The organism is Dactylosporangium sp. NPDC000555 (assembly GCF_040300025.1).
Classification (GTDB): Bacteria; Actinomycetota; Actinomycetes; order Mycobacteriales; family Micromonosporaceae; genus Dactylosporangium.
Genome location: NZ_JBEPDB010000003.1, coordinates 138,829 through 157,911 on the forward strand (window position 1 = coordinate 138,829; position 19,083 = coordinate 157,911).

Consider the following 19,083-nt stretch of genomic DNA (forward strand, 5'->3'; position numbering starts at 1 on the left):
GACGGGTCAGTCGGGCAGGACGACGTAGAACAGGACGACGTCGACGGCGCCGCCCGTCAGAGCGCCGGTGGCGATCGTCGCCACGATGGGTCGTGCCGTCGTCGTCTTGACCGCGGTGGCGCCGGTGGCGGCCGGCACGATGCTCTTGATGCCGGCCGTCGACCAGGGCGCGCCGGAGACGGCCGCGCCGGCGACGATGTCGCCGGCGCTCTCGACCTTGATAGCGAGCGCACCCGAGGCGCTCGACGTCGGCGCCGTGTCGACCTCGACGAAGCCGTGGGTGATGTAGGCGCCGGCCGGGATCTGCTCGGCCGAGATGACGATGTCGCCGACGGCGCCGCCTTCGACGGAGAAGTCGTAGCGGGCGCGGATGGCCTTGACCTCGGAAGCGCGGGGGAACCCGCCCTTGTAGCTCATGGATCTGTACTCCTCGGTGATGGCTCGGGGCATGGAAAACGCCCCGAGCCGTCCGGCCGAGGCGTGAAGGTGGATCAGGTCACAGACCGGTGACGACCCCGAACGCCTTGGGCCGGTAGAAGATCACCGCGACGCGGACGTCCGCGCGGACCGCGAGCTTGCCCTCGATGAAGAACCCGCCGTGGCTGTTGCTGATCTGCACGTCGATGCCACGACGGACCGCGACCTCAGAGAAGTTCGTGAAGTCGCCCATGGAAGCCTTGCTCGCGCTGCCGGCGGTGCTCTCCACGACCGGGACGCCCCAGATCGTGCGCGGGCCCGGCATCGACGGGTGGCCCCAGATGTAGACGCCGTCGGCCGTGCGCATCAGCTGCACGGACTCCCACTTCGACGGGCGGATGAACACGTGCGACGGCTCGGCGAAGCCGTCGTCGCGGATGGACCGCATGCACTTGTACAGCGCGTCCGGGATCGGGTCGCCGCCGAGCGCCTGGGACTGGATGCCGGTGATGTTCTCCAGGCCCCGCAGGTTCGGGGCGGCGCCGTTACCGATGAGCAGCTGGGAGTCCAGCCGCTGACGGAGGAAGAACGGGAGCCGGTTCTGCACGTAGGCGCGGGCCCGCTCCTCGTCCTCGAACTGCTCGTCCGTGACGGGCAGGAACGCGGCGATCTTACGGACCTCCGAGGACTTCTCATCGACCTTGAGCTGCACCTCGGGGTATTGGGTGCCCTCGCCGGTCTCCGCCGCGTTGTTCTCGTAGACCGTCTCCTCCATGTACAGCACGGTGGACTGGCTGGTCGTGGTCTGCGGGAAGACGTCGATGACGCGGGGCGCGGGTCGGGTCGGGTACATCTCGACACGGCCTGTGCGGGTGTCCTCGGGGTCCCAGCCGTTCGAGGTGGAGAACAGCGTCTTGAGGTCGACGTCCAGGCGTGCGACGGGGCCCGAGCCGGAGCCCGGCCGGTAGCCCTTGATCGCGTCGGACTCGACGACCATCTGCCCGAACGGCCGCAGCTTGCCGGCCTTCTTCTCGCGGTCGCCCTTCGCGTCGGGCGCCGACCCGCGCTCGCCGCGGTCGGCGTGTGCCTTGGCCTCGCCGGCGGCCTTCGCGACGACGAGGTGCTTGTCGAGGTCGACCTTCAGGTCGTTGATCTCGGCGGTGAGCTTCTGGATCTCAGCGACCTTGGCGTTGGAGTCGCCCTGCAGCGACTTCACCAGGCTCATGTCGTAGGTCGGGCCGGCCTCGGCGAAGATGCCGGCGAGCGTGTCACGCCGTGCGTTGAGCTTGTCCCGGGTCTCGACCAGGGCCGGGAACTCGATCAGATCAGTGGTCACTCTCAGTGTCCTTTACGGTCCGTACACCGCGGCGGTGGCGGCCAGCATCGTGGACGTGATCACGTCCTCGGCCGGGCCGTCGTCGTCGGCGTCCTGGTGGGTGGTGAGCAGGGTGTTGAGCCGCTTCAGGTCGTCGCCGATCCAGCCCAGGAGTTCGGCGTTGACCTTGGACAGCTGCTTGCCCTTGGAAGCGCGGAGAGCGACCACTCGTTGCGCGCTGTCGAGCAGGCCCGAGACCCCTGCCAGGGTCTCGAGGAGTTCGTCGTTGAACTTCGTCGGTGCCCCGCTGGGGCGGAACTCCGGCGGTTCGTGGTCGGCGTCGCGGACGTGCGCGGCCAGGTGCTCGTAGATGGCCTTGCGGTCGGCGAGCGACAGGTTGGTGCCGCCCCGCGCGCCGTTGATGACGGCGATGCCGCCGAGGCAGGCCCGCAGGTTCGCGGGGCCCTTGACGCCGTGGTGGTGCGGGAACCGGTAGGAGGCCTTGACCTCCGGGTCGCCGTTGGGGTCGACCCAGGCGTAGACGCTGCGCAGGTCGGACGGGCGGTCGGTGTCGAGCGCCTTCTCCATGCCGGCGGAATCCCACGGCCGGGAGACGATGGTCGTCTCGTGGACGGGGATCGCGCGGCGGCGGGCGCCGGCGCTCGCCGCCGCGGTGCGGTCTTTCATCGCCAGCGTGCGGGTGCCGATGCTCGCGCCCTTCAGCACTGGGCTCACCTCATGTACGTCGACGGATTTCAGGTCGCGGCCGCCGTGCTGGTTCGGTGTGCCGTCCAGCACGTCGAAGCCCCAGCTGTACTCGGCGAGCCGGCCGAGCCGCTTCAGGGTGTTGAAGGTTTCCTGGCCAGGGGTCGTGTCCATGAAGAACTCGCCGTCGAGGACGGCCTCGTTTCCGGCGATGCGGATGACGCCCTTACCGACCGGGATCGCTCCGGGTCCCCAAGACGCGTGGTTGTAGGCCGAGATGACGACTTCCTTGCCGTCTTCGATCGCGCCCTTGTACACCACGTCGCCGTCGTGGTCGACGACGCCGAAGGTACAAAACACGGCCGAGACGAGGCCGGCGTCGGCGCTCTTGATCTGCAGCGTGCGCAGTGACTTCCGGTCCATCTGTGCGTACCCCCTCCGCGCCTCGTCGGCGTGCTGGTCGTTGCGTTGTTTGCCGGCGACGTCTCCGCGGGCGGTCGGCATGGAGGTGATCTGCACCGGGTAGTCCAGCGCGATCCGTTCGGCTGCTCGCCGCATGTCCGATGTCATGCTGGCCTCGCAGCAACATCGATACGCCGGTATCCGTCCGGGTCGACGCCGTGGTCGGCGATGACCTCCATGTCGAGGTCGCGCTGGAGCAGGATTTCGGCGGCATGGCCCATCTCGGCCAGCTGGACGGCGCCGGTGCCCTTGGGTACGAAGATCGTCATGATGACCGGCTCGCCGTCGGTCGTGGAGTTTGTCTGCCGCCATCGGCCGCCGAAGCTCTCGGCGACCTTGGGGTCCGCGGTCGTTGAGGAGTAGCCGCGTTCGGTCCAGCGCACGCCGGTCAGATTCGGCCGCTCCCCGGCAACCCATCGCTCGTATGCCGCGTCCTGCACGTCGAAGTCGGGGTCGGACATTTCTTTCGGGTGCCAGACGTCCGTGCCGAACACGGCCGCACCCTTCTGGATGATGCGGTCCACCCTGATGTCGCTGCTGAGTCGGGACACGGACATCGTCTTGTCGATTTCGGCGACACGGTGCGCGACCGCCGGGTCGCTGAGATCTCGCGCGCGCAGGTCGCTGTTGGTCTCGACATACTCGACGCCTTCGTACTCGGACAGAGCCCGGACAGAGCCCATGCCATGCGGCCCGGACAGTCCCTCACCGGTGTAGTCGCCGGAGTGTCCACGCGGCGCCCGTTTCAGCTTTGCCGGCGCCGCGTCGAGCGCGTCCTGCTTGGTTACGGCGGACGCCAGGCGGTGGAGAAGGTCGCCGAGTCCCGAGCCCGGCGTGGTGTCGATCCACTCGCCGGTGAGCGGGTCCCGCGGCTGACGCGGGTCGAATCGCTTGACGCCCTGCAGGGCCGCGGCCGTCTCGGTGAGCACGTCGTCGAGGCCGTCAAGGACTGCTTGCACGTCGTCGGTTCCGTCCTCGTCGTCGGGAGGGTCGAGGTCGAGGCGAGCCGGGTCGTCTTCCTCCGCCGCGAAGGCGAGGGTGATCACCCCGGAGCCGTACAGCTCGACCTTGTGCTCCTGGGAGTGGCCGAACCACTCCTCGTCGACGACCTCGTGGGTCGGGAAGTCGACGTCCATCTGGTCGCGTTCTTCGGCGAGGCGCCCCAGCACCGAGGACAGCTCCTGGACGTCGTCCGCGCCCAGGTCCATCGCGAGGTTGTGGCCGGTGGCGTCCCGCCACGCGAGCCGGACATCCCCCACCGGGTCGACGCCCATCTCCAGGTCGCCGAACGTCCCCCCGATCCGGGAGATGAGGTCGAAACCATCCATGTCGAGCGGTGTGGTGTCGATCCATTCGCCGGTGCGCGGGTCGCGCGCCTGGTACGGGTCGAAGTCCTTGCGTCGGCGCTTGGCCGGCTTGGTGAGGTCCCGTTCGCCGGACCACGACGGTCCCACCATGGCCTCCTTGCCGGGCTGCGGTGCCGCGAGGGGGATGTCGACGAGCGAGCCGGCGAACGCGACCCTGAGCCGGTCGAGCGTGATCGGGCCGGTCCGGTCGAGGACCTCGCCCACGAGCGCCGCCGGGTCGTCGGTGTAGGCGATCGTGATGTGCGGGATCCAGGGGCTGTGCTGCTCGGGCAGGACGAATCCGCCGCGGGACGTCTCGAGCTCGTCGAGCGTGTCCGCGGCGAGGTTCCAGACGGTGTGCAGGTCGTCGCCGGTGAGGCCGAGGACGACGCAGGTGTTGTCGCCGCCGGGGTTGAACACGTCGACGGCGAACGCGTCCGCGGCGACCGGCAGGTCGTGGTCCGGGCGCAGCACGTCGTCGACGAGCGCGCGGAGCCGGTCGACGATCGCGGCCCGGGCGGTCTCGTCGTAGCCGGCGGCGTCGCCGAGGTAGAAGAGCGTGACGTGGAGTCCGTCGACGTCCTCGCCGCCGGCGACGGCGATCCGCTCGGCGTCCTCGCGGGTGGGGATGAGCGCGACCATCGCGCCGGTGTGCTCGGTGGCCACGCTGTCACCGCCCTGCCCTGGTTGGTTGTCAGGTGGTTTCGGTGCCGTCCTGCTGGCCGCCGGCGTCCGTTCCGGGCTGTCCAGGGGCCGGTTCGCTGGCGCCGCCCGCACCGCCGGCGGCGGGGTCGGCGGGTGGGGCTGGGTCTTTGCTGCCGGGTGGCTGCAGCTGCACCGAGTACAGGCCGGTGTGCTCGAGCAGCGTCATGTCGCCGGCCTCGATCGCCGACACCACCGACTCCGGGGTGTACCCGGCGTTGATCAGCGACGAAGCGGTCGCCGCTTTCGTCTGCAGCGTGGCGGCCTGGTCCTGCTCGCCCTCCTGCAGTGCGGCGATGTCGCCCGTGTCGAACCACAGCTGCGCGCCGGCCGGGACCTTGACCAGGATTGCGAGGGCCGCGCACGCGCCCCGCCAGTTCGGCCGGATGAGCAGGTCAGCCATGGACCTCACGGCCTCGCTGTAGTTGGCCAAGGTCGCGGCGCTGAGGCCTTCCTTGAGGCCGGCGACGATCGCCGGGACGCCGGAGGCGACCGCGATCCGGTTCTCGCCGGCGGCCTGGATCATCGCGCCGTCGTCGTCGAGGACGGAACCGACGACCATCGGGTCGGCGCCCTCGTCGAGGACCATCGTCCGGAACGCGTTCGCGGGCCCGCCGTGCCGCGCGTTGATCTGCGCGGAGATCCGCTCGACCTGCTCCTTCTGCAGCTTCGTCTTGTACTTCAGGATCAGGTTCGGGGTGGCGGCGTTGCGGTAGAACGCCTCCCGGTGCTCGGTCATCGCCCGGTCGGCCTTGATCTCACGCAGCACCGGCGTCAGCCACGACATGCCGCGCCAGTTCGCGAGCGGATCCGGGATCGGCGACCAGTGCGCGACCTCGTCAGTCAGGTAAAACTCGACGTCGGGCCGGTCGGCGTCGTGCGGCTCGTACAAGTAGCCGACGACCTTCCGCCGGGTGTGGCCCTTCGGGTCGGTCTCGACGAGCGACACGATCGTCACCCAGTCGGGCCGGAGCCGCTCGAGCCAGTCACCGCAGTTGCGCACGTAGGCGTTCCCCGCCAGGGACGCGTCCTGCTCCATGCGGGCCAGCAGCTCGGCCGTGGACCCGCCCGGCCACGGCTTCTCCAGCACGGCCAGGCCGGCGTCGCCGAACAGCCGCTTGTCGCTGAGACGCCGGAACTTGAACGTCGCCTCGGAGAACAACGCGATCCGGGTCCTGATCAGGCCGAACACGACGGCGTTGCCGGCGTACAGGTCCCGGGCGTACGCCTCGAACGTCGGCTCGATCGTCTCGGTGTTGCCGTACGAGCCGTAGAACGACCAGGCACCGCTGCCCAGGTCGGGCAGCGACAGCGCGTTGCGGGCGGTACCGAACGCGGCCCGGATCGCCGCGGTCGCGCGTCCCCACAGACTCATGACCCGCCCTTTCAGAACACCCACACGGACGGGTCACTCACGGTCTGCACGATCGGGGCCCGGACCTCGTACGCCCGGCGGGCCAGGGTCACCGCGACGAGCGGTGAGATGTTCACGGCCGCGGCGCGGCGCGCCCATGCCCATGCGTCGGTCAGCGGCCGGGTCCGCGCGCCGAACAGGGCCAGGTTCAGCTCGGTCTGGTCGATGTGGACGACCTTGTCCTGCCGCACGGCGTCGGCGATGCTGCCGCAGGCCTGCGCGACCTCGCTGGCGTTCGGGATGTACAGGTCCCCGACCAGCGGCTTCTCAGGGTCGACCGGCCGGTCGATCCCGACCTTCTTCAGGTCCACGAGCAGCGACCCGGAGGGTCCCTTGTCGTCGAGGCCGATCGCGACCGGCTTCCACAGCTCCCGTAGCCGCTGCAGCGCGCCGACGACCCAGTCGGTGCCGGGCCGCAGGTCGATCAGCTCGAGGTGCATCCGCCCGTCCGGGCGCAACACTGCGACCCCGATGCACGCGTGGTCGCGGGCCGGGGTGACGTCGACGGCGAGGGCCAGCCGTGCCCCGTCGGTCGTCGCCGTCGCGTCGGCCCGCAGCGGCCACTCCGCCGTCGGGACGTTCGGGTCCGGCGGCGGCTGGTACCGCTTACGCCGGTTCAGGTACGCCCGGTCGAACTCGTCCGCCGGGAGCTTCTCGCACTCCGCCGCGATCGTCGCGACCGTGACCGTGTGCCGCCACGTCCCGGTCGGGTCGCAGGTGCACCGCGGCCCGCTGCCCGGGCACAGGGCCGGCATGCACCGCCGCCAGGTCGCCGGATCGTTCCGGTCGCCGTCGGGCTCGGAGAACTCGATGTAGCAGATGCTCGACTGCTCGCCCCGGGCGACGATCTCCCGGCCGCTGTCGACCTTCTCGGCCAGGTAGACGCTCTTCTCGGTGCCCTCCGTGGACACGACCCAGTGCTGTGGCGACCAGCGGGTGATCATCGCCGGGGAGAACGCCTGCTCGAGCGCGTGGTCCTGGGCGGCGAACGCTTCGTCCTCGACGCCGAGGTCGAGGGTCTTGCCGTGGCCGGACGTCTCGCCGTTGGAGACGATGCCGTCCCAGGCGCCGGTGTCCCACAGCAGCGCCTCAGACCCGTTGGTCAGCCGCGGCCGGAACCGCTTCGCCAGCGGCGACGCCTGCAGGATCGGCAGGTGGTCGTCGACGAACTTGTCCCGGGCATCCTGCCGTTTCTGCGCGGCGTAGACGATGCGCTGCCGGCTGCCCTGCGCCGGGTTGTGCCGGGCGGCCTCCTTGCCCATCGCTAACGCCCGGTGGCACTTGACCGCCAGGATCAGCGTGGTCTTCCCGCTCTGGCGCGGGACGAGGAGACGGACCTCCCGGTACACCAGCGTGCCGTCGTCGTAGACCTCCAGGGCGACGTCGGCGATGTACCGCTGCCACGGCATGAGCGGCTGGCCGAGCTTCGCCGCGATCCGGGCGACCGCCCGCCCGTACGTCTTGTGCGCCGGGTTCCGCAGCGTGCCGATCCGGGGCGGGCAGTGCAGGCCGTACGCGGCGAAGATCTCCGCAGCGGTCATGCCGACGTGCAGGACGATCTCCGGCGCCGGGTTACTCCGGGCCGAAGTCGTCGTCGTCATCGTCGTCCGCACGCCGCGCCGCGGTCAGCTTCCGCAGCTCCAGCAGGGTCGAGCGGAGCTCCTTCGCCAGCGCCGGCATCTGCCGGCCGTCCTCGCCCCCGCCGTCGTCGATCGCCTGCGCCAGCCTGAACGCCAGCTCGGCCAGCGACGGCTCCACTCCCTCGAGCGCGCCCAGCAGGTCGACGTCTTCGCGCACCGACGACTGCACGCCGCCGCTGATGCTCGCGCAGCGCTCGCACGTCTTCGTCGCCGGCGCGGGCACCGGGGCCGTCTGCGCGCCGAACAGCTCCGCGTATTCGGTGTCGATCAGCTCCAGCGGCGACACGTCCAGCGCGGCCGCGAGCACGACGAGCTCGTCGACGGAGACCATCCGCCGCCGGTTCCCCGCCGCGTCCGGCCGGCCGGTCTCGATGTTGCGCAGCACCGCGGCGGTGAACGACGCCGGCGCCCCGTGCTCGCGGGCCGAGACCGCCACCGCATCCCGGGTCAGCTTCAGGCGCTCCCGCAGCTCGATCAACCTGGTCGCGGTCGTCGCGCTGATCTGATCACCGTGATCATTGATCAAAGCGATCACCGCCCGTCAAGATCTGGCCTCGGGGGGAGAGAGCGGAAGCCTGGGCGTGGGGTCGTCCAGGCCGTCTGACCAGGCCGCGACCCCACCCCCCGGGTGTTTGAGCGCTTTGATCAGTCGGGGCCGGCGTACCAGTCTCGTGAGGTCCTGAGGACGAGGACCTGGTCGAGTGGCTTGTCCCCTTGGATCTGGTTGCACTTGCGCAGGCAGGTGGGGCAGCCATCCACACCATGGATGGGCCCGAGGTTGGTGATGTCCTCTGCCAGCTCAGGGGCTATGGATCTAGGGATGATGTGCCCTACGTCCTGGGAGCCTGCGTGGCCGCACAGCATGCAGACGTTGCTGACGCTGAAGACCTGCTGCTGGAGGCGTCTCCAGGGCCTGCCCGAGCGGCCCCTGCTGGCTGGAATGGGGGCTGTCACCTAGACCCCAGCCAGATGAGAAGAAGGCCGCTGCACAGGAAGGCCATGGGCAGGGCCTCGAGGGCATGGCCAGCCAGCTCGCTGAGGATGGCTCGCATGGCACCTGCCTCAGGGGTGTCGAGGATGGGATTTGAACCCATGGCGTCCCGGTGCGCGTCACCGAGACGTCTACTCCAGCGCTTGTTACGCACGCCGGGCCCTGCCGGCGCCGCTGGGATCACCCGTAGGCCACTTCGGGAACCTCGACCTGGGGCTTACGCCGCGAGAGGCCTCTGCTGGCGGTGGGATTGGCCTGAGAGGCGCGTGTCGCGTTCTGCGAGGAGCACGTCGACGGCGTTGTAGAGGCGGCCCTGGACGCGGATCCGGCGACGGGCGCCGCCGTGGTCGATCCAGCCTCGGTAGCGCCAGTTCCGGACGGTCCCTGCCGGGACGCCGGCGAGCGCGGCGACTTGGGCGAGGGGGGCGTAGGCGTCGTCGTTCACCGCCTGGTCCTCCCGGGAAACGCAAGAAGCGCCCATTCCGGTGGTCCGGTGGGCGCTTCTGGGCAGACTGGTGGCTGCGGGAAGTGTATCGCGGTTGATCACGAACGCAAGGGCGTTGCGTGGTGGCGTTTCTGGTGCCGGTTGCTTGATAGATCTGAGCCGTCGTCCCAGAGGCCTGTTCCGAGGTGGCCGAGGCGTTCGGCGAGGACTCGGAATTGGGCGTCGAGCTCGTCGTTGGTGAGGTGGGCGTCGCGCCAGATCGCCCGCCAGATATACCAGGCGTGGTTGTAGGCCTCTAGCGGTCCGAAGTCGTCTCGGCGCGGCTGCGGCCCGGCTTCGTGGTGGGCGAGGTCGCGGCTCACCGGGCGCGCCTGTGGTCGACGACCCGGAATGTGGTGAGTCGCTGCGTCCAGGTGCGTTCGTCGCGCTCAGAGAGCCGGATGTACTGGATGCAGCCGGTCCGCTGGAGTTGGCAGCCGAGCCACTGGGGGTGTGTGGCGCAGCTGAGCTCACCGAAGTGCACCTGGCGGGCGTCTGCCTTGAGCGCGCGTGGGGCGTCGACGAGCTCGCCGTCGATCACCTGGTGGCGTCGCTTCGTCACGGCCGCCACTCCTGGATGAACGCCACGATGTCGCTGCTCATGCTGCCAGCCTCTCATCTTGTTCGTGGGCCGCCTCGTCGTTTTGGACCGCAAGGAGCCCGGCTGCGCGGGCGATCTTGTGGAGGGCGGTGATGCCGTGTTCGGTGATCCAGCGGGTGGCGATGCTGAGGGCGAGGTTGGGTTCGGCGTCTGGGCTGGTGGTGTGGCCGTACCAGATGACGTCGAGGGGCTGGCCGTCGGCGTAGGTCCAGAGTTCGATGTGTTCGGGCCCGCGCCGCCAGGTGTGGACGCGGTAGCCGTCGTGTTCGGGGGCGCCGTCGGGGTCGCGGCCGGCTTCGTTGTGGTGGACGTGGTGGTGCCAGCCGGCGGTGCGCATGGCGGTGGCGAGGCGGTACTGGGCGCGCCGGTTGCGCATGGCGGTCCTCCTGGTGGCGTGTTCGGTTGCTGCTGTGGTGCTCACGTGGTCGTCGTATTCGCTGGGTGAGATGTGGGCGGCGCAGGTGGCGCATTCGATCCAGTCGCTGCCGTTGTGGCGGATAAGGGTGCCGGTGCCGCACTTCGGGCAGGGGATGCCGTGCTTGTGCTCGGGGATGTCGATGAGGCCGAGCTGGGCGCGCAGGACGGTGCGGGTGCGGGCGATGGTGGTGAAAAACTCGTCGATGGCGGGGTGGGCGTCCATGGCGTCGTCGAGACGTCGGGCGAGCCACCCGGTGAGTTGGGGGACGGTGGGTGCGGGGAGGCGTTCGCGTCCGCCGCGGGCGTCGCGCCAGTCGCGGACCCAGAAGTCGAGGGTGGAGGCGACGGATTCGTGGCCGATCTGGTCGTCGCCGAGGAGCCAGACGCGCCGGGCGGGTCCGGTGAGGTCGACGGGGTCGACACGGATGGGCAGTGGCGGCTCTTTGGAGCCTGAGATGGGTCCGCCGCGACCCTGGCCTCCGAGGGGGCCGGCCGGGAGAAGATGCGCAACGGGGTCGGCTGGCTGATTGGTTACGACGTGGACGCCCGCCGGCGCGCCCTGGTCGCGGATGACGTGGGGCCGGTGGTCGTGGGTTTCGGTTTCGCGGCGGGCGAGCTCGGCGTGGAGGTCGGGGATCTCGTGCAGCCAGTTGCGGAGCTTGGACCGGCAGACGTCGCAGAGGAGCGGTGTACGGGGGTCACGGCGTGCGCAGGTGGGACAGGTGCCGGTCGGCTCGTCGGTCACGTGTTGCCTCCGTCTGCTCGCACGATGGTGACGTCCTGCGGGTCGAGGGTGTACTGAGCGCCGTCGGGCGCGCGGTAGATGTACGCCAGAACGGGGCCAGCCGGCTGGCCCCGTTCCTTGCGCCATTTCTCGACGATGTGCTCCGCCACGGGCGGCTTGGCGTCATGCCACGTGCGCGCCACGTCGGACCATCCGGCCGTGACGTGGTGATGGGCGTACCGCTCACCGGCGAGTGTCATGGTGAGCGGGTCGCAGTAGATGGTTTCGACGTTGCGTCCGCCCCAGCGGTCGACGAGGACGCGGTACGGCCAGGGGCCGTTGCCGCCGGACCAGGTGACCATGATCTCGGCGCCGTCGGGCAGCGCCTGGATCTCGGCGGCGGTGAGCCGGTCGCCGAGGTGCTCGAAGGTGCTGCTACTCGCTCGGGCGCTCATGATGTGCTCCAGGTGGCAGGTTCGAGGTCGGGCACCAGCACGGCAACGACCGCGATCGCCTCGCGCATCTCGCTGGCGTCGGAGACGTGCGGCACGGTCGCCGAGGCGAACAGGCCGTACTTGTCACCGCCGAGCAGTGTCGGGCCCACCTTGGCTGGCCAGCCCTCGACGGGGACGAAGACGCGGTCTGCGAGGGCATTGACGGCGACGACCTGGCAGCGCTCGTCCCACTCGGACCGCCATACCCACAAGCCGGGACCGGCCTCGGCGCGGTCCCAGTCGCCAAGTGCGGCGTCGACGATCCGGACCAGAGTGGAAGCGGCAGTGCCTTCGTAGCCGGTGAGGTTCATCTCGCTCATGCCCGCCTCCTTCGGTACGCGGCGCGCATCCAGGAGCGCCGGGCACGCGCCGGGGCGTCGAGGTGGGCCAGCTCGTCCACCACGACGCAGGGGCCGCTCCACCGGTCGCCCATCCGCACGCGGACGCGGCGGGGCGGCAGCGGGTGGAGCTGGCGGCCGGTGGGCTTGAAGGTGCCGCCACGGTTGTCTAGCAGAACTCGAAGCATGTCGCGCTGCCAGTCGGTGAGCGCCGGCAGCTGCTCGTAGAGGTCAGCCACGCCGACCCCCTTTCCGCCGTGCCCACTCGCGCTGGACGGCGCCGCAGTCGCAGAGCAGCGCGCCCCAGGTCTGGATATGCGAGCACCGCCGGTCGGTGTGAAGCAGCCCTTCCCGGGCGAGCGCCCAGGCGGTGGGGAAGTCGCAGAAATCGAACTCCCAGTTGGGGCCGGGGAGGTCGAGGCCAGGGCAGCGCTCAGCCACGGTCGCCTCCGGCCTGCTCGATCCCGAGCTCGCGGGCGATGGCCTGGATAGTCAAGCAGGGCGCGGGCATGAGGATCGGCGGCGGCATGCCCGGCGAGCAGGCGAGGCAGGCGACGATGCCGCCGAACAGCTCGGGCTTGTGCAGCTCGACGACGGCGCGCACGGCGTCCCCGGTTCCGCCGTCCGGTCCGACGCTGTACAGCAGGTCGTCAAGGTAGGCCAGCAGCCGCTGGTGGAGGTCGGCGCTCATCGAAGGATGCACCCCTTGTGCGGTGTGGCGCCCGGTGGACGGGTCGCAGCGCTCGGGCGCGGGCTCGGGCTGCTCGGCGGACTTGCGGTTCACGTCGCAGACCAGGCACCGAAAACCGCCCGCGATCGGGCGGGCCTGTTCGGTGGCCCAGATGTCGTCGCCACACACGGTGCAGGTTGTCGCCTCCGAGACGACGACAAGTCCTGCGGGCTGCTCGGCGGGCTCCCACGGGCCGGCGACCGCTACGGCTGGCGCTCGCCGGTCCGGGTCGGCGGCGAGATAGTCGGCAGCCCACCGCGCCGCTGGACTGCCTGTCCGGTCCGCGACGTCGCGGAGTGTGGTAACGGCCTGGTCGTAGCCAGCCCGGGCGCCCTCGGTGGCCTGGCGGCGGCCCTCGGCGATGCCCCCGGCCTTGCCGCGCTCGTAGGTGACCTCGGCCTCGTGCAGTCGCCGGACCGCGACGGCGAGCTGCTCCGCGAGCGCCTCGGGCTGGCCGTGCGCCACGAGCCAGGTGGCGAGCCCGGCGAGCGTGATGGCCGGGTGTTGCCCGTCGGCCAGTTCCGCGCCGTACATGCCGATGAGCGTGTCGACGCTGGCGTCCAGGGCGGCGTGGATCTGGTCGAAGTCGGCGAGCTGGTCGGGTGTGGGCTGGTCAGGCACGGTCGTCTCCTGGCTGGCAGCGGTCGCAGAGGCCGCTGGGGTGGTCGGTGGGCCGGTAGCAGTGCGGGCCGGTGCAGGCGCGCAGCTCGGCGACCCGCTCGGGCGCGGTGCTGGGCCGCGCGGGGGTCGGCGCCGCGACGGGCCAGGCGGACCGCGCCGGGTCGGCGCCGAGCGCCTCAGCCCGGCAGAACCGGCAGCGTCCGGAGCGGGGCATGGGCCGGCCGTTGTCGGGGCAGTCGGCGGTGTGGCCGAGGCGCGGGCGGCGAGGCGGTGCGTGGTTGCCCCAGTCCTCGACGTTGGCCTGGAGGCGGGCGTCGAGGCCGTCGAGGGCACGCCGTGCCCGGGTGGTGGCGTTCACGATGTCCGCCGCTCGTCCTTGGGCCAGCCGGCCGCGAACGTGTCGACGATCGCCGCGCCGAGTCCGCTGGGCTCGTCGTCGCCGGGCACCGGGTGGCCTCCGGGCGGCGGGACGCGGTACAGCGGGTTGGCTTCGCCGGGCACGTTGCCGCGCTGCCGCTGGCGCCATGCGTGCTGGCGTGGCCGGAGCTTGCGGGGGTCGTTCTCGGGCAGCCGTGCGCGGATGGCGGCGACAAGGTCAACGACGTCGTTGGAGCGGTCCTCGGTGTGCTGGGCGCTCGCGGCGAGCGCCCTGGCCTCCTCGGCTTCACGCTGCTGGCGTTCGATGCTGCGCCGTTCGCGTTCGGCCTCGAGGGCGCGTCCGCGGATGTCGGAGGGCTTGGGCCAGTACGGCGAGGTGCGGATCAGCTCCATGAGCGCGTCGCGGGCGTACCCGAACTGCAGGTCGCCGAGGGCGGCGTGCCAGATCTCGGGCAGCCCGTCGGGCATAGGCCGGTCGTAGGCGACGACGGCGATCCGGGCGAGCGTCAGGGTCTCCTCGGGTGTCATGCGGGCCTCGTCAGGGCGTCGTGGATGAGGGCGCCGAGGTCGGAGCCGGACGGCGACATGCGTGCGGCGGCGGCCTCGCCCTGCGTGGCACGCCGGGGCGGCAGTTCAGGTCCCTGCTGGATGCGGATCAGGTAGTTGTCGAGGAGCGCCGGCCTGGAAGCGACTCGGTCATGGAGCATCTCGCCGAGGGCGCGTTTGACCATGTCGGTGGTGAAGCCATCGGCCAGGGCCCGTTTGATGCCGGCGCCGTAGCGCTTGATGACGCTGGTGGTGAGCTTCACGTTCCTGCTGGTGCAGTGGTCGATCCAGGCGCTGTTGATCTGCCCGGCGTTTTCCTGCTGCGCCGGTTGGGGCTGAAGGTCGGTGACGAGGACGAGTGCGGGCACCTGGTGGCCGAGCAGTTCGCCTTCGATCGCGTCGTCCGGCTCCGGCTCGCCCGACCGCGCAGCGGTTGGAGGGGGTACGGGGCACGGGGAATCGGGGAACGGGGAACCACTACCTACTGCCGTAACTACTCCCCTTTCCCCGGGAGTGGCGGCCGATGGGTTCCCGGAAGGGTTCGGCGAAGGGTTCCCGGAACCCTTCGCGGAAGGGTTTCCACCTGCGAATACGGCCGTTTCTGCGGTGCTGGTGTCGGCTTGGGCGGGCTGACGGCTCTCCTTGGCCTGCGCAGCTGGATCCTCGGCGGCCGGGGTCGGGCGGGAAGGGTTCGACGTGTTGACGACGGCCGAGTCCGGCACGTCCTCAGGAGGGTTCCCGGAACCCTGCGCGGAAGGGTTCGGCGAAGGGTTCCCGGAACCCTTCCCGGAAGGGTTCCCGATGGCGGCCAGCATCTCGTCAACGATGCGGATCGACTCGCCCTTGAGTTCGCCGGACGCGATGATGCGGCGCAACTCGACACCGATGGCTGCCCGGATCGTCGGGCTGGTCACGATCTCCAGGTGGTCCTGGGCGGCGCGGAGCACGTTCGGCTGCCGGTACACCTTGTCGCCGCGGATGAACGACCTGATGAGCAGCTCTTCGGCGTCCTCGTCGACGACGATGAACTTGGCCGCGGCCAGGTCGCACAGGTCTCGTTCGATGTCGGCGCGGGTGAGGCCTGCGGCGGCCTTGCTCCAGCGGCGTTCGCGGAGGGCGATGACGCCGTCGTGGGCGAGGTCGGGCTGCGACAGCAGGAACATGAACATGCGCTGAGCCCCTGGGCCCAGACTGGTGAAGTGCTCGTCGCTCCAGATGGCGACGGCGATGCGGGCTTCGGAGCGGGCCATCAGCATCCACCCCGCAGGGTGGCGACGGCCGGCGTTGTGACGACGCGCAGCATTGCGCGGTTGGCCCGTGGCATCATGTGCCTGGGGTCCTTTCCGGTTGGCTTGCAGCGGATGAGGGCCCAAGGGAGGTCGGGTGTTACCAGCACCCGGCCTTCCGCCCTGTTTGTGGGGGTAACTGTACCCGTTCGATCCTGGATTTCGATCACTAGCCCGCGCCCTTCAAGATCGAATTTTGCTGATGTGGTGAGGCAAACGCCGTGTTGCCCGGCGCCGATCTCTCAGCGCCGGGCAACACGTTTCCGCAGGTCAAAGCCATCACGTCGCAGCCGCGAGCACATCCAGCAGATGCGGACCCGGCTGCGGTGCCGGGAGCGGCTCCCGGAACACAGCCGAGCCGCGGCCTGGAACCTGGCCCGGGCCGCGGCCTTCGTCCGCTATCGGGCCGCAGCCTCGACCAGCCGTGCCGGGTCCGTCGCCACGACGCTCGACCTGCGCCGCATCACCACGCTGGACAACACCGAAGCAGCGATCAGCACCAAGCCGATCGAGCCGGTAACCCACTCGGGTGGCTCGACGTCGTACAGCTTGGCAAGCATCACGCCGCCGAGGACCGCGATCGCCCAGTGGGCGCCGTGCTCGAGGTACTGGTAGCGGGCGAGGGTGCCGGCGCGGACCAGGTGGACGGTCATGGACCGCACCCACAGCGCGCCGGCGCCGAGCCCGGCCATGATGACGAGCACGCTGGAGCTGATCGCGAACGCGCCGATGACGCCGTCGAAGCTGAAGCTGGCGTCGAGGACCTCGAGGCGGGCGAACATCACCGCGGCGGCCGCGCCTACGAGAACCTTCGCCCTGCCGGCGGCGGGCCGCTCAGGCGCGTCTTCGTCGTCGCCGTCGACGACGGCACCAAAGATGTCCAAGGCCATGTGCAGGGCGATCCCGCACGCCGCGGCGATGAGCACGGTGAGCCGTTCCTCGGCGGGCCCGTCGACGGTGGAGACCATGACGAGCGCGGCAGCGATCATCGCGAGGATCCCGACGTTGTCGTAGCGGCCCAGCGGGGCGAGGCGCCGCTCGAGCCAGCCGATCCAGTGGACCTGCTTGGAGCCGTCGAGGAAGAAGCCGATCGCGATCATGATCAGGAACGTGCCGCCGAACGCGTCGATGAGCGGGCCGGCCTTGGCGAGCTCGGCACTGTACTCGGCCGGGTGGTGCACGGCGAGGTCGATGACTTCGCCGAAGCCGAGCCCGGCGGTGAGAGCGACGATGCCGATCGGCAGGGCGAACCGCACCGCGAAGACGGCGACGAGGATGCCGACGGTCATGAACAGGCGCTGCCAGAACGGCGACATCGAGGTGAGCAGCTTCGAGTTGACGACCGCGTTGTCGAAGGAGAACGTCACCTCGAGCACGGTCAGGACGATCACCGCGAGGAGCGCGGAGAGGCCGGCGACGGCGCCGACCCCGGCCCAGATCGCGGCCGTGGCCAGCAGCGAGAACGCGTAGATCCGGAGCGTCTTCACGCGACGATCCCCGCTTTCTGCGCCGCGGCGATCCACGTGTCCCACTCGTCGACCATCGCGTCGGCGAACTGCAGGTCGGTGCAGGACAGCAGGTTCAGGTCGGTGCTGGACGGCTTGCTGTCGACGTTGTCGAGCAGCCGGCGGCTGGCATCGAGGTCGTCGAGCTCGGCGAGGTACGCGACCGGTTTGAGGGCGAGGAACTTCACGAACACCGGGTACCGGGACAGTTCGCACACGATCCGGGTGGTGTCGGGGCGGCTGTCCGGTTCGCCGTCGGTGACGACGATGCAGAAGATCGGGACGGTGGCCGCGGCCGCGGTTTCCATCACGACGCGCAGTGCCGCAGCCAGGTTCGTGGAGCCCATGTTCCGGCCGCGCCAGATCTCCCGGTTGACGACGCCGGCGTAGTTGCCGACGCCGACCTCGACGGTGGGCAGGATCCGCGAGTCGAACGGGATGACGGGGACGGTGCCGCTGGCGTTGACCTGCAGCGCGAAGGCGAGCGCCCGTTCGACGAGGGTCTGCACGTCGCCGGAGTCGTAGTCGGGGTACATCGACCCGGAGTGGTCGAGCACCAGCTGCGCCTGGGCGCGGATGCCGGCCAGGCCGCGCTTGCCGAGGGCGACCCCCGTCTTCTCGGCGCGCTTGGCGAGGTCGACGTGCCCGGCGTCGCGGACCTTGGTGAGGTTCACGGCTGGCGCGCCGGCCGGGTCCTTGTGCAGGTTGACGGTGTGCGCCGCCGTCAACCTGGTCTTTCCGAACAGGCCCATGCGGGTCCTTCCAGGGTTGTGGAGAGGGAGGGGTTTCAGATCTTGAAGGCGTGGACGAGCCCTTCGAGCTCGTCGGTGAACCCGTCGCCGATCGCGCGGAACGACCAGCCGCCGTTGTGGCGGTACAGCTTGGCGAAGACGAGGGCGTTGACGCCGGGCTCGGTGTCCTCGGTGAGGTCGTAGCGGGACAGCTCGGCGCCGGTGGCCTCGTCGACGACCCGGACGAAGGCGTTCTCGACGGAGCCGAACGTCTGGCTCCGCTTGCGTGCCTCGTAGATGGTGACCACGATGCGCAGGTCGACGACGTCGGCGGGCATGGCCGCCAGGTCGATGAGGATCTGCTCGTCGTCGCCGGAGCCGGTGCCGGTGAGGTTGTCGCCCTGGTGGGCGATGACGCCGCCGGGCGCCTGCAGGTTGTTGTAGTAGACGAACCAGTCGGGGCCGGCGCTGACGCCGGCGTCGGTGAGGCCGACGACGGAGGCGTCGAGGTCGAAGTCGGCGCCGGCGGTCTTGCGGGCGTCCCAGCCGAGGCCGATCCGGACCTTGGCGAGGGTGCCGCCGGCGGCCTTGGTGAGGTCGACCTTGCCGCCCTTGACGAGGTTCACGGTCATGCGCGGGTCCTTTCGGGGTTGTCCGGTCACGTGGAGGCCGGAGGGTGTGGTGGCGAGGCTCTGGCCGATGCCCTGCAGCCAGGTGTGCAGCGGCGTGCCGGGCAGCGGCGTGAGTTCGTAGGTGTCGGCGAGCTGGCCGGTGTCGGCGCGGTGGACGACACCGACGGGGACGACGGCATGGCCGTCCCACCGGCCCAGCTGCAGCCATTCGTCGAGGCAGGCGCAGATGAGCGCCGAGCCCCAGTGGTTCGCGAGGGTCGCGGTGATGTACGTGTCTGGTTCGGCCATCTGGTCGACACGCCGCGCGCCGGCCGCCTCGAGGACCCGGTACAGCAGGTACCAGCCGCGGTTGGTGATGGTGAACGCGTCGACGGGGAGGTCTTCGCGGCGCAGGCCGATGTCGGCGCGGCGCGCGGCCTGCCACCATGTCGACATCGGGGCCTCCTGTCAGTCGTGTTCGCCGAGACGGCGTGCCTCGGCGGCGGTGATGTCCGGGTCGACCGGCGGCGGCCGGTCGAGGTGGATCTGGTTGCGGGTGCCGGTGGGCAGGCGGCAGATCGCGCAGCAGCCCGGGGTGTTCCGGTCTTCTGCGGGCATGTGCGGC

Annotated in this window: 22 protein-coding genes; all 22 read right to left on the bottom strand. The window is 70.4% G+C overall.

The window, feature by feature from the left end; genetic code table 11:
- Nucleotides 1–6: 6 nt before the first annotated feature.
- Nucleotides 7–417 (bottom strand): hypothetical protein, encoded by a 411-nt coding sequence (locus tag ABT297_RS04080; protein WP_350544416.1) that lies wholly within the window; start codon nt 415–417, stop codon nt 7–9.
- A 79-nt stretch (nt 418–496) separates the two neighbouring features.
- The gene (locus tag ABT297_RS04085) at nt 497–1,753 is read right to left on the bottom strand and encodes a phage major capsid protein (protein ID WP_350544418.1); all 1,257 of its coding nucleotides are present in this window, start codon (nt 1,751–1,753) and stop codon (nt 497–499) included.
- Between the two features lie 12 nt (nt 1,754–1,765).
- On the bottom strand, nt 1,766–2,995 hold the full coding sequence (locus ABT297_RS04090; protein WP_350544420.1) for an HK97 family phage prohead protease: 1,230 nt from the start codon (nt 2,993–2,995) through the stop codon (nt 1,766–1,768).
- 8 nt (nt 2,996–3,003) lie between these two features.
- A complete protein-coding gene (locus tag ABT297_RS04095; RefSeq protein WP_350544422.1) occupies nt 3,004–4,911 on the bottom strand; it encodes an ADP-ribosyltransferase in 1,908 nt (635 codons plus the stop codon).
- Between the two features lie 28 nt (nt 4,912–4,939).
- A complete protein-coding gene (locus ABT297_RS04100; RefSeq protein ID WP_350544424.1) occupies nt 4,940–6,322 on the bottom strand; it encodes a phage portal protein in 1,383 nt (460 codons plus the stop codon).
- A gap of 11 nt (nt 6,323–6,333) precedes the next feature.
- On the bottom strand, nt 6,334–7,962 hold the full coding sequence (locus tag ABT297_RS04105) for a terminase large subunit domain-containing protein (RefSeq protein WP_350544426.1): 1,629 nt from the start codon (nt 7,960–7,962) through the stop codon (nt 6,334–6,336).
- The gene (locus ABT297_RS04110) at nt 7,934–8,527 is read right to left on the bottom strand and encodes a helix-turn-helix domain-containing protein (protein WP_350544428.1); all 594 of its coding nucleotides are present in this window, start codon (nt 8,525–8,527) and stop codon (nt 7,934–7,936) included. The genes ABT297_RS04105 and ABT297_RS04110 overlap by 29 nt, the downstream gene beginning before the upstream one ends.
- A gap of 682 nt (nt 8,528–9,209) precedes the next feature.
- Nucleotides 9,210–9,437, bottom strand: a complete 228-nt coding sequence (locus tag ABT297_RS04115; RefSeq protein WP_350544430.1) for a hypothetical protein — start codon at nt 9,435–9,437, stop codon at nt 9,210–9,212.
- A gap of 98 nt (nt 9,438–9,535) precedes the next feature.
- Nucleotides 9,536–9,799 (bottom strand): hypothetical protein, encoded by a 264-nt coding sequence (locus tag ABT297_RS04120; RefSeq protein WP_350544432.1) that lies wholly within the window; start codon nt 9,797–9,799, stop codon nt 9,536–9,538.
- A complete protein-coding gene (locus tag ABT297_RS04125) occupies nt 9,796–10,038 on the bottom strand; it encodes a hypothetical protein (protein WP_350544435.1) in 243 nt (80 codons plus the stop codon). Before ABT297_RS04125 ends, ABT297_RS04120 begins: the two co-directional genes overlap by 4 nt.
- A gap of 37 nt (nt 10,039–10,075) precedes the next feature.
- Nucleotides 10,076–11,239, bottom strand: a complete 1,164-nt coding sequence (locus tag ABT297_RS04130) for a hypothetical protein (RefSeq protein ID WP_350544437.1) — start codon at nt 11,237–11,239, stop codon at nt 10,076–10,078.
- Nucleotides 11,236–11,673 (bottom strand): hypothetical protein, encoded by a 438-nt coding sequence (locus ABT297_RS04135; RefSeq protein ID WP_350544440.1) that lies wholly within the window; start codon nt 11,671–11,673, stop codon nt 11,236–11,238. Before ABT297_RS04135 ends, ABT297_RS04130 begins: the two co-directional genes overlap by 4 nt.
- Nucleotides 11,670–12,032, bottom strand: coding sequence for a hypothetical protein (locus tag ABT297_RS04140; RefSeq protein WP_350544443.1), 363 nt, complete (start codon nt 12,030–12,032; stop codon nt 11,670–11,672). The genes ABT297_RS04135 and ABT297_RS04140 overlap by 4 nt, the downstream gene beginning before the upstream one ends.
- On the bottom strand, nt 12,029–12,289 hold the full coding sequence (locus ABT297_RS04145; RefSeq protein ID WP_350544445.1) for a hypothetical protein: 261 nt from the start codon (nt 12,287–12,289) through the stop codon (nt 12,029–12,031). Before ABT297_RS04145 ends, ABT297_RS04140 begins: the two co-directional genes overlap by 4 nt.
- Before the next feature lie 194 nt (nt 12,290–12,483).
- Nucleotides 12,484–13,401: a hypothetical protein gene (locus tag ABT297_RS04150; protein WP_350544448.1), complete on the bottom strand. Its 918-nt coding sequence runs from the start codon at nt 13,399–13,401 to the stop codon at nt 12,484–12,486.
- Nucleotides 13,394–13,759 (bottom strand): hypothetical protein, encoded by a 366-nt coding sequence (locus ABT297_RS04155; RefSeq protein ID WP_350544450.1) that lies wholly within the window; start codon nt 13,757–13,759, stop codon nt 13,394–13,396. Before ABT297_RS04155 ends, ABT297_RS04150 begins: the two co-directional genes overlap by 8 nt.
- Entirely contained in the window at nt 13,756–14,307 is a 552-nt protein-coding gene (locus tag ABT297_RS04160) for a hypothetical protein (protein ID WP_350544452.1), read from the bottom strand. The genes ABT297_RS04155 and ABT297_RS04160 overlap by 4 nt, the downstream gene beginning before the upstream one ends.
- Nucleotides 14,304–15,575 carry a hypothetical protein gene (locus ABT297_RS04165; protein ID WP_350544453.1) on the bottom strand — a complete coding sequence of 424 codons (1,272 nt, stop codon included), beginning with the start codon at nt 15,573–15,575 and terminating at the stop codon, nt 14,304–14,306. The genes ABT297_RS04160 and ABT297_RS04165 overlap by 4 nt, the downstream gene beginning before the upstream one ends.
- 434 nt (nt 15,576–16,009) lie before the next feature.
- On the bottom strand, nt 16,010–17,098 hold the full coding sequence (locus tag ABT297_RS04170; RefSeq protein WP_350544455.1) for a DUF475 domain-containing protein: 1,089 nt from the start codon (nt 17,096–17,098) through the stop codon (nt 16,010–16,012).
- Nucleotides 17,095–17,868: a VWA domain-containing protein gene (locus ABT297_RS04175; protein ID WP_350544457.1), complete on the bottom strand. Its 774-nt coding sequence runs from the start codon at nt 17,866–17,868 to the stop codon at nt 17,095–17,097. Before ABT297_RS04175 ends, ABT297_RS04170 begins: the two co-directional genes overlap by 4 nt.
- A 35-nt stretch (nt 17,869–17,903) precedes the next feature.
- Nucleotides 17,904–18,914: a TerD family protein gene (locus tag ABT297_RS04180; RefSeq protein ID WP_350544459.1), complete on the bottom strand. Its 1,011-nt coding sequence runs from the start codon at nt 18,912–18,914 to the stop codon at nt 17,904–17,906.
- A gap of 12 nt (nt 18,915–18,926) precedes the next feature.
- Nucleotides 18,927–19,076: a hypothetical protein gene (locus ABT297_RS04185; RefSeq protein WP_350544461.1), complete on the bottom strand. Its 150-nt coding sequence runs from the start codon at nt 19,074–19,076 to the stop codon at nt 18,927–18,929.
- Nucleotides 19,077–19,083 lie beyond the last annotated feature (7 nt).

Coding starts and splice junctions, on each gene's coding strand:
- ABT297_RS04080 (WP_350544416.1), bottom strand. CDS start 417: ATGAGCTACAAGGGCGGGTTCCCCCGCGCTTCCGAGGTCAAGGCCATC.
- ABT297_RS04090 (WP_350544420.1), bottom strand. CDS start 2,995: ATGCGGCGAGCAGCCGAACGGATCGCGCTGGACTACCCGGTGCAGATC.
- ABT297_RS04100 (WP_350544424.1), bottom strand. CDS start 6,322: ATGAGTCTGTGGGGACGCGCGACCGCGGCGATCCGGGCCGCGTTCGGT.
- ABT297_RS04105 (WP_350544426.1), bottom strand. CDS start 7,962: ATGACGACGACGACTTCGGCCCGGAGTAACCCGGCGCCGGAGATCGTC.
- ABT297_RS04135 (WP_350544440.1), bottom strand. CDS start 11,673: ATGAGCGCCCGAGCGAGTAGCAGCACCTTCGAGCACCTCGGCGACCGG.
- ABT297_RS04140 (WP_350544443.1), bottom strand. CDS start 12,032: ATGAGCGAGATGAACCTCACCGGCTACGAAGGCACTGCCGCTTCCACT.
- ABT297_RS04160 (WP_350544452.1), bottom strand. CDS start 14,307: ATGACACCCGAGGAGACCCTGACGCTCGCCCGGATCGCCGTCGTCGCC.
- ABT297_RS04165 (WP_350544453.1), bottom strand. CDS start 15,575: ATGGCCCGCTCCGAAGCCCGCATCGCCGTCGCCATCTGGAGCGACGAG.
- ABT297_RS04175 (WP_350544457.1), bottom strand. CDS start 17,868: ATGGGCCTGTTCGGAAAGACCAGGTTGACGGCGGCGCACACCGTCAAC.
- ABT297_RS04180 (WP_350544459.1), bottom strand. CDS start 18,914: ATGTCGACATGGTGGCAGGCCGCGCGCCGCGCCGACATCGGCCTGCGC.
- ABT297_RS04185 (WP_350544461.1), bottom strand. CDS start 19,076: ATGCCCGCAGAAGACCGGAACACCCCGGGCTGCTGCGCGATCTGCCGC.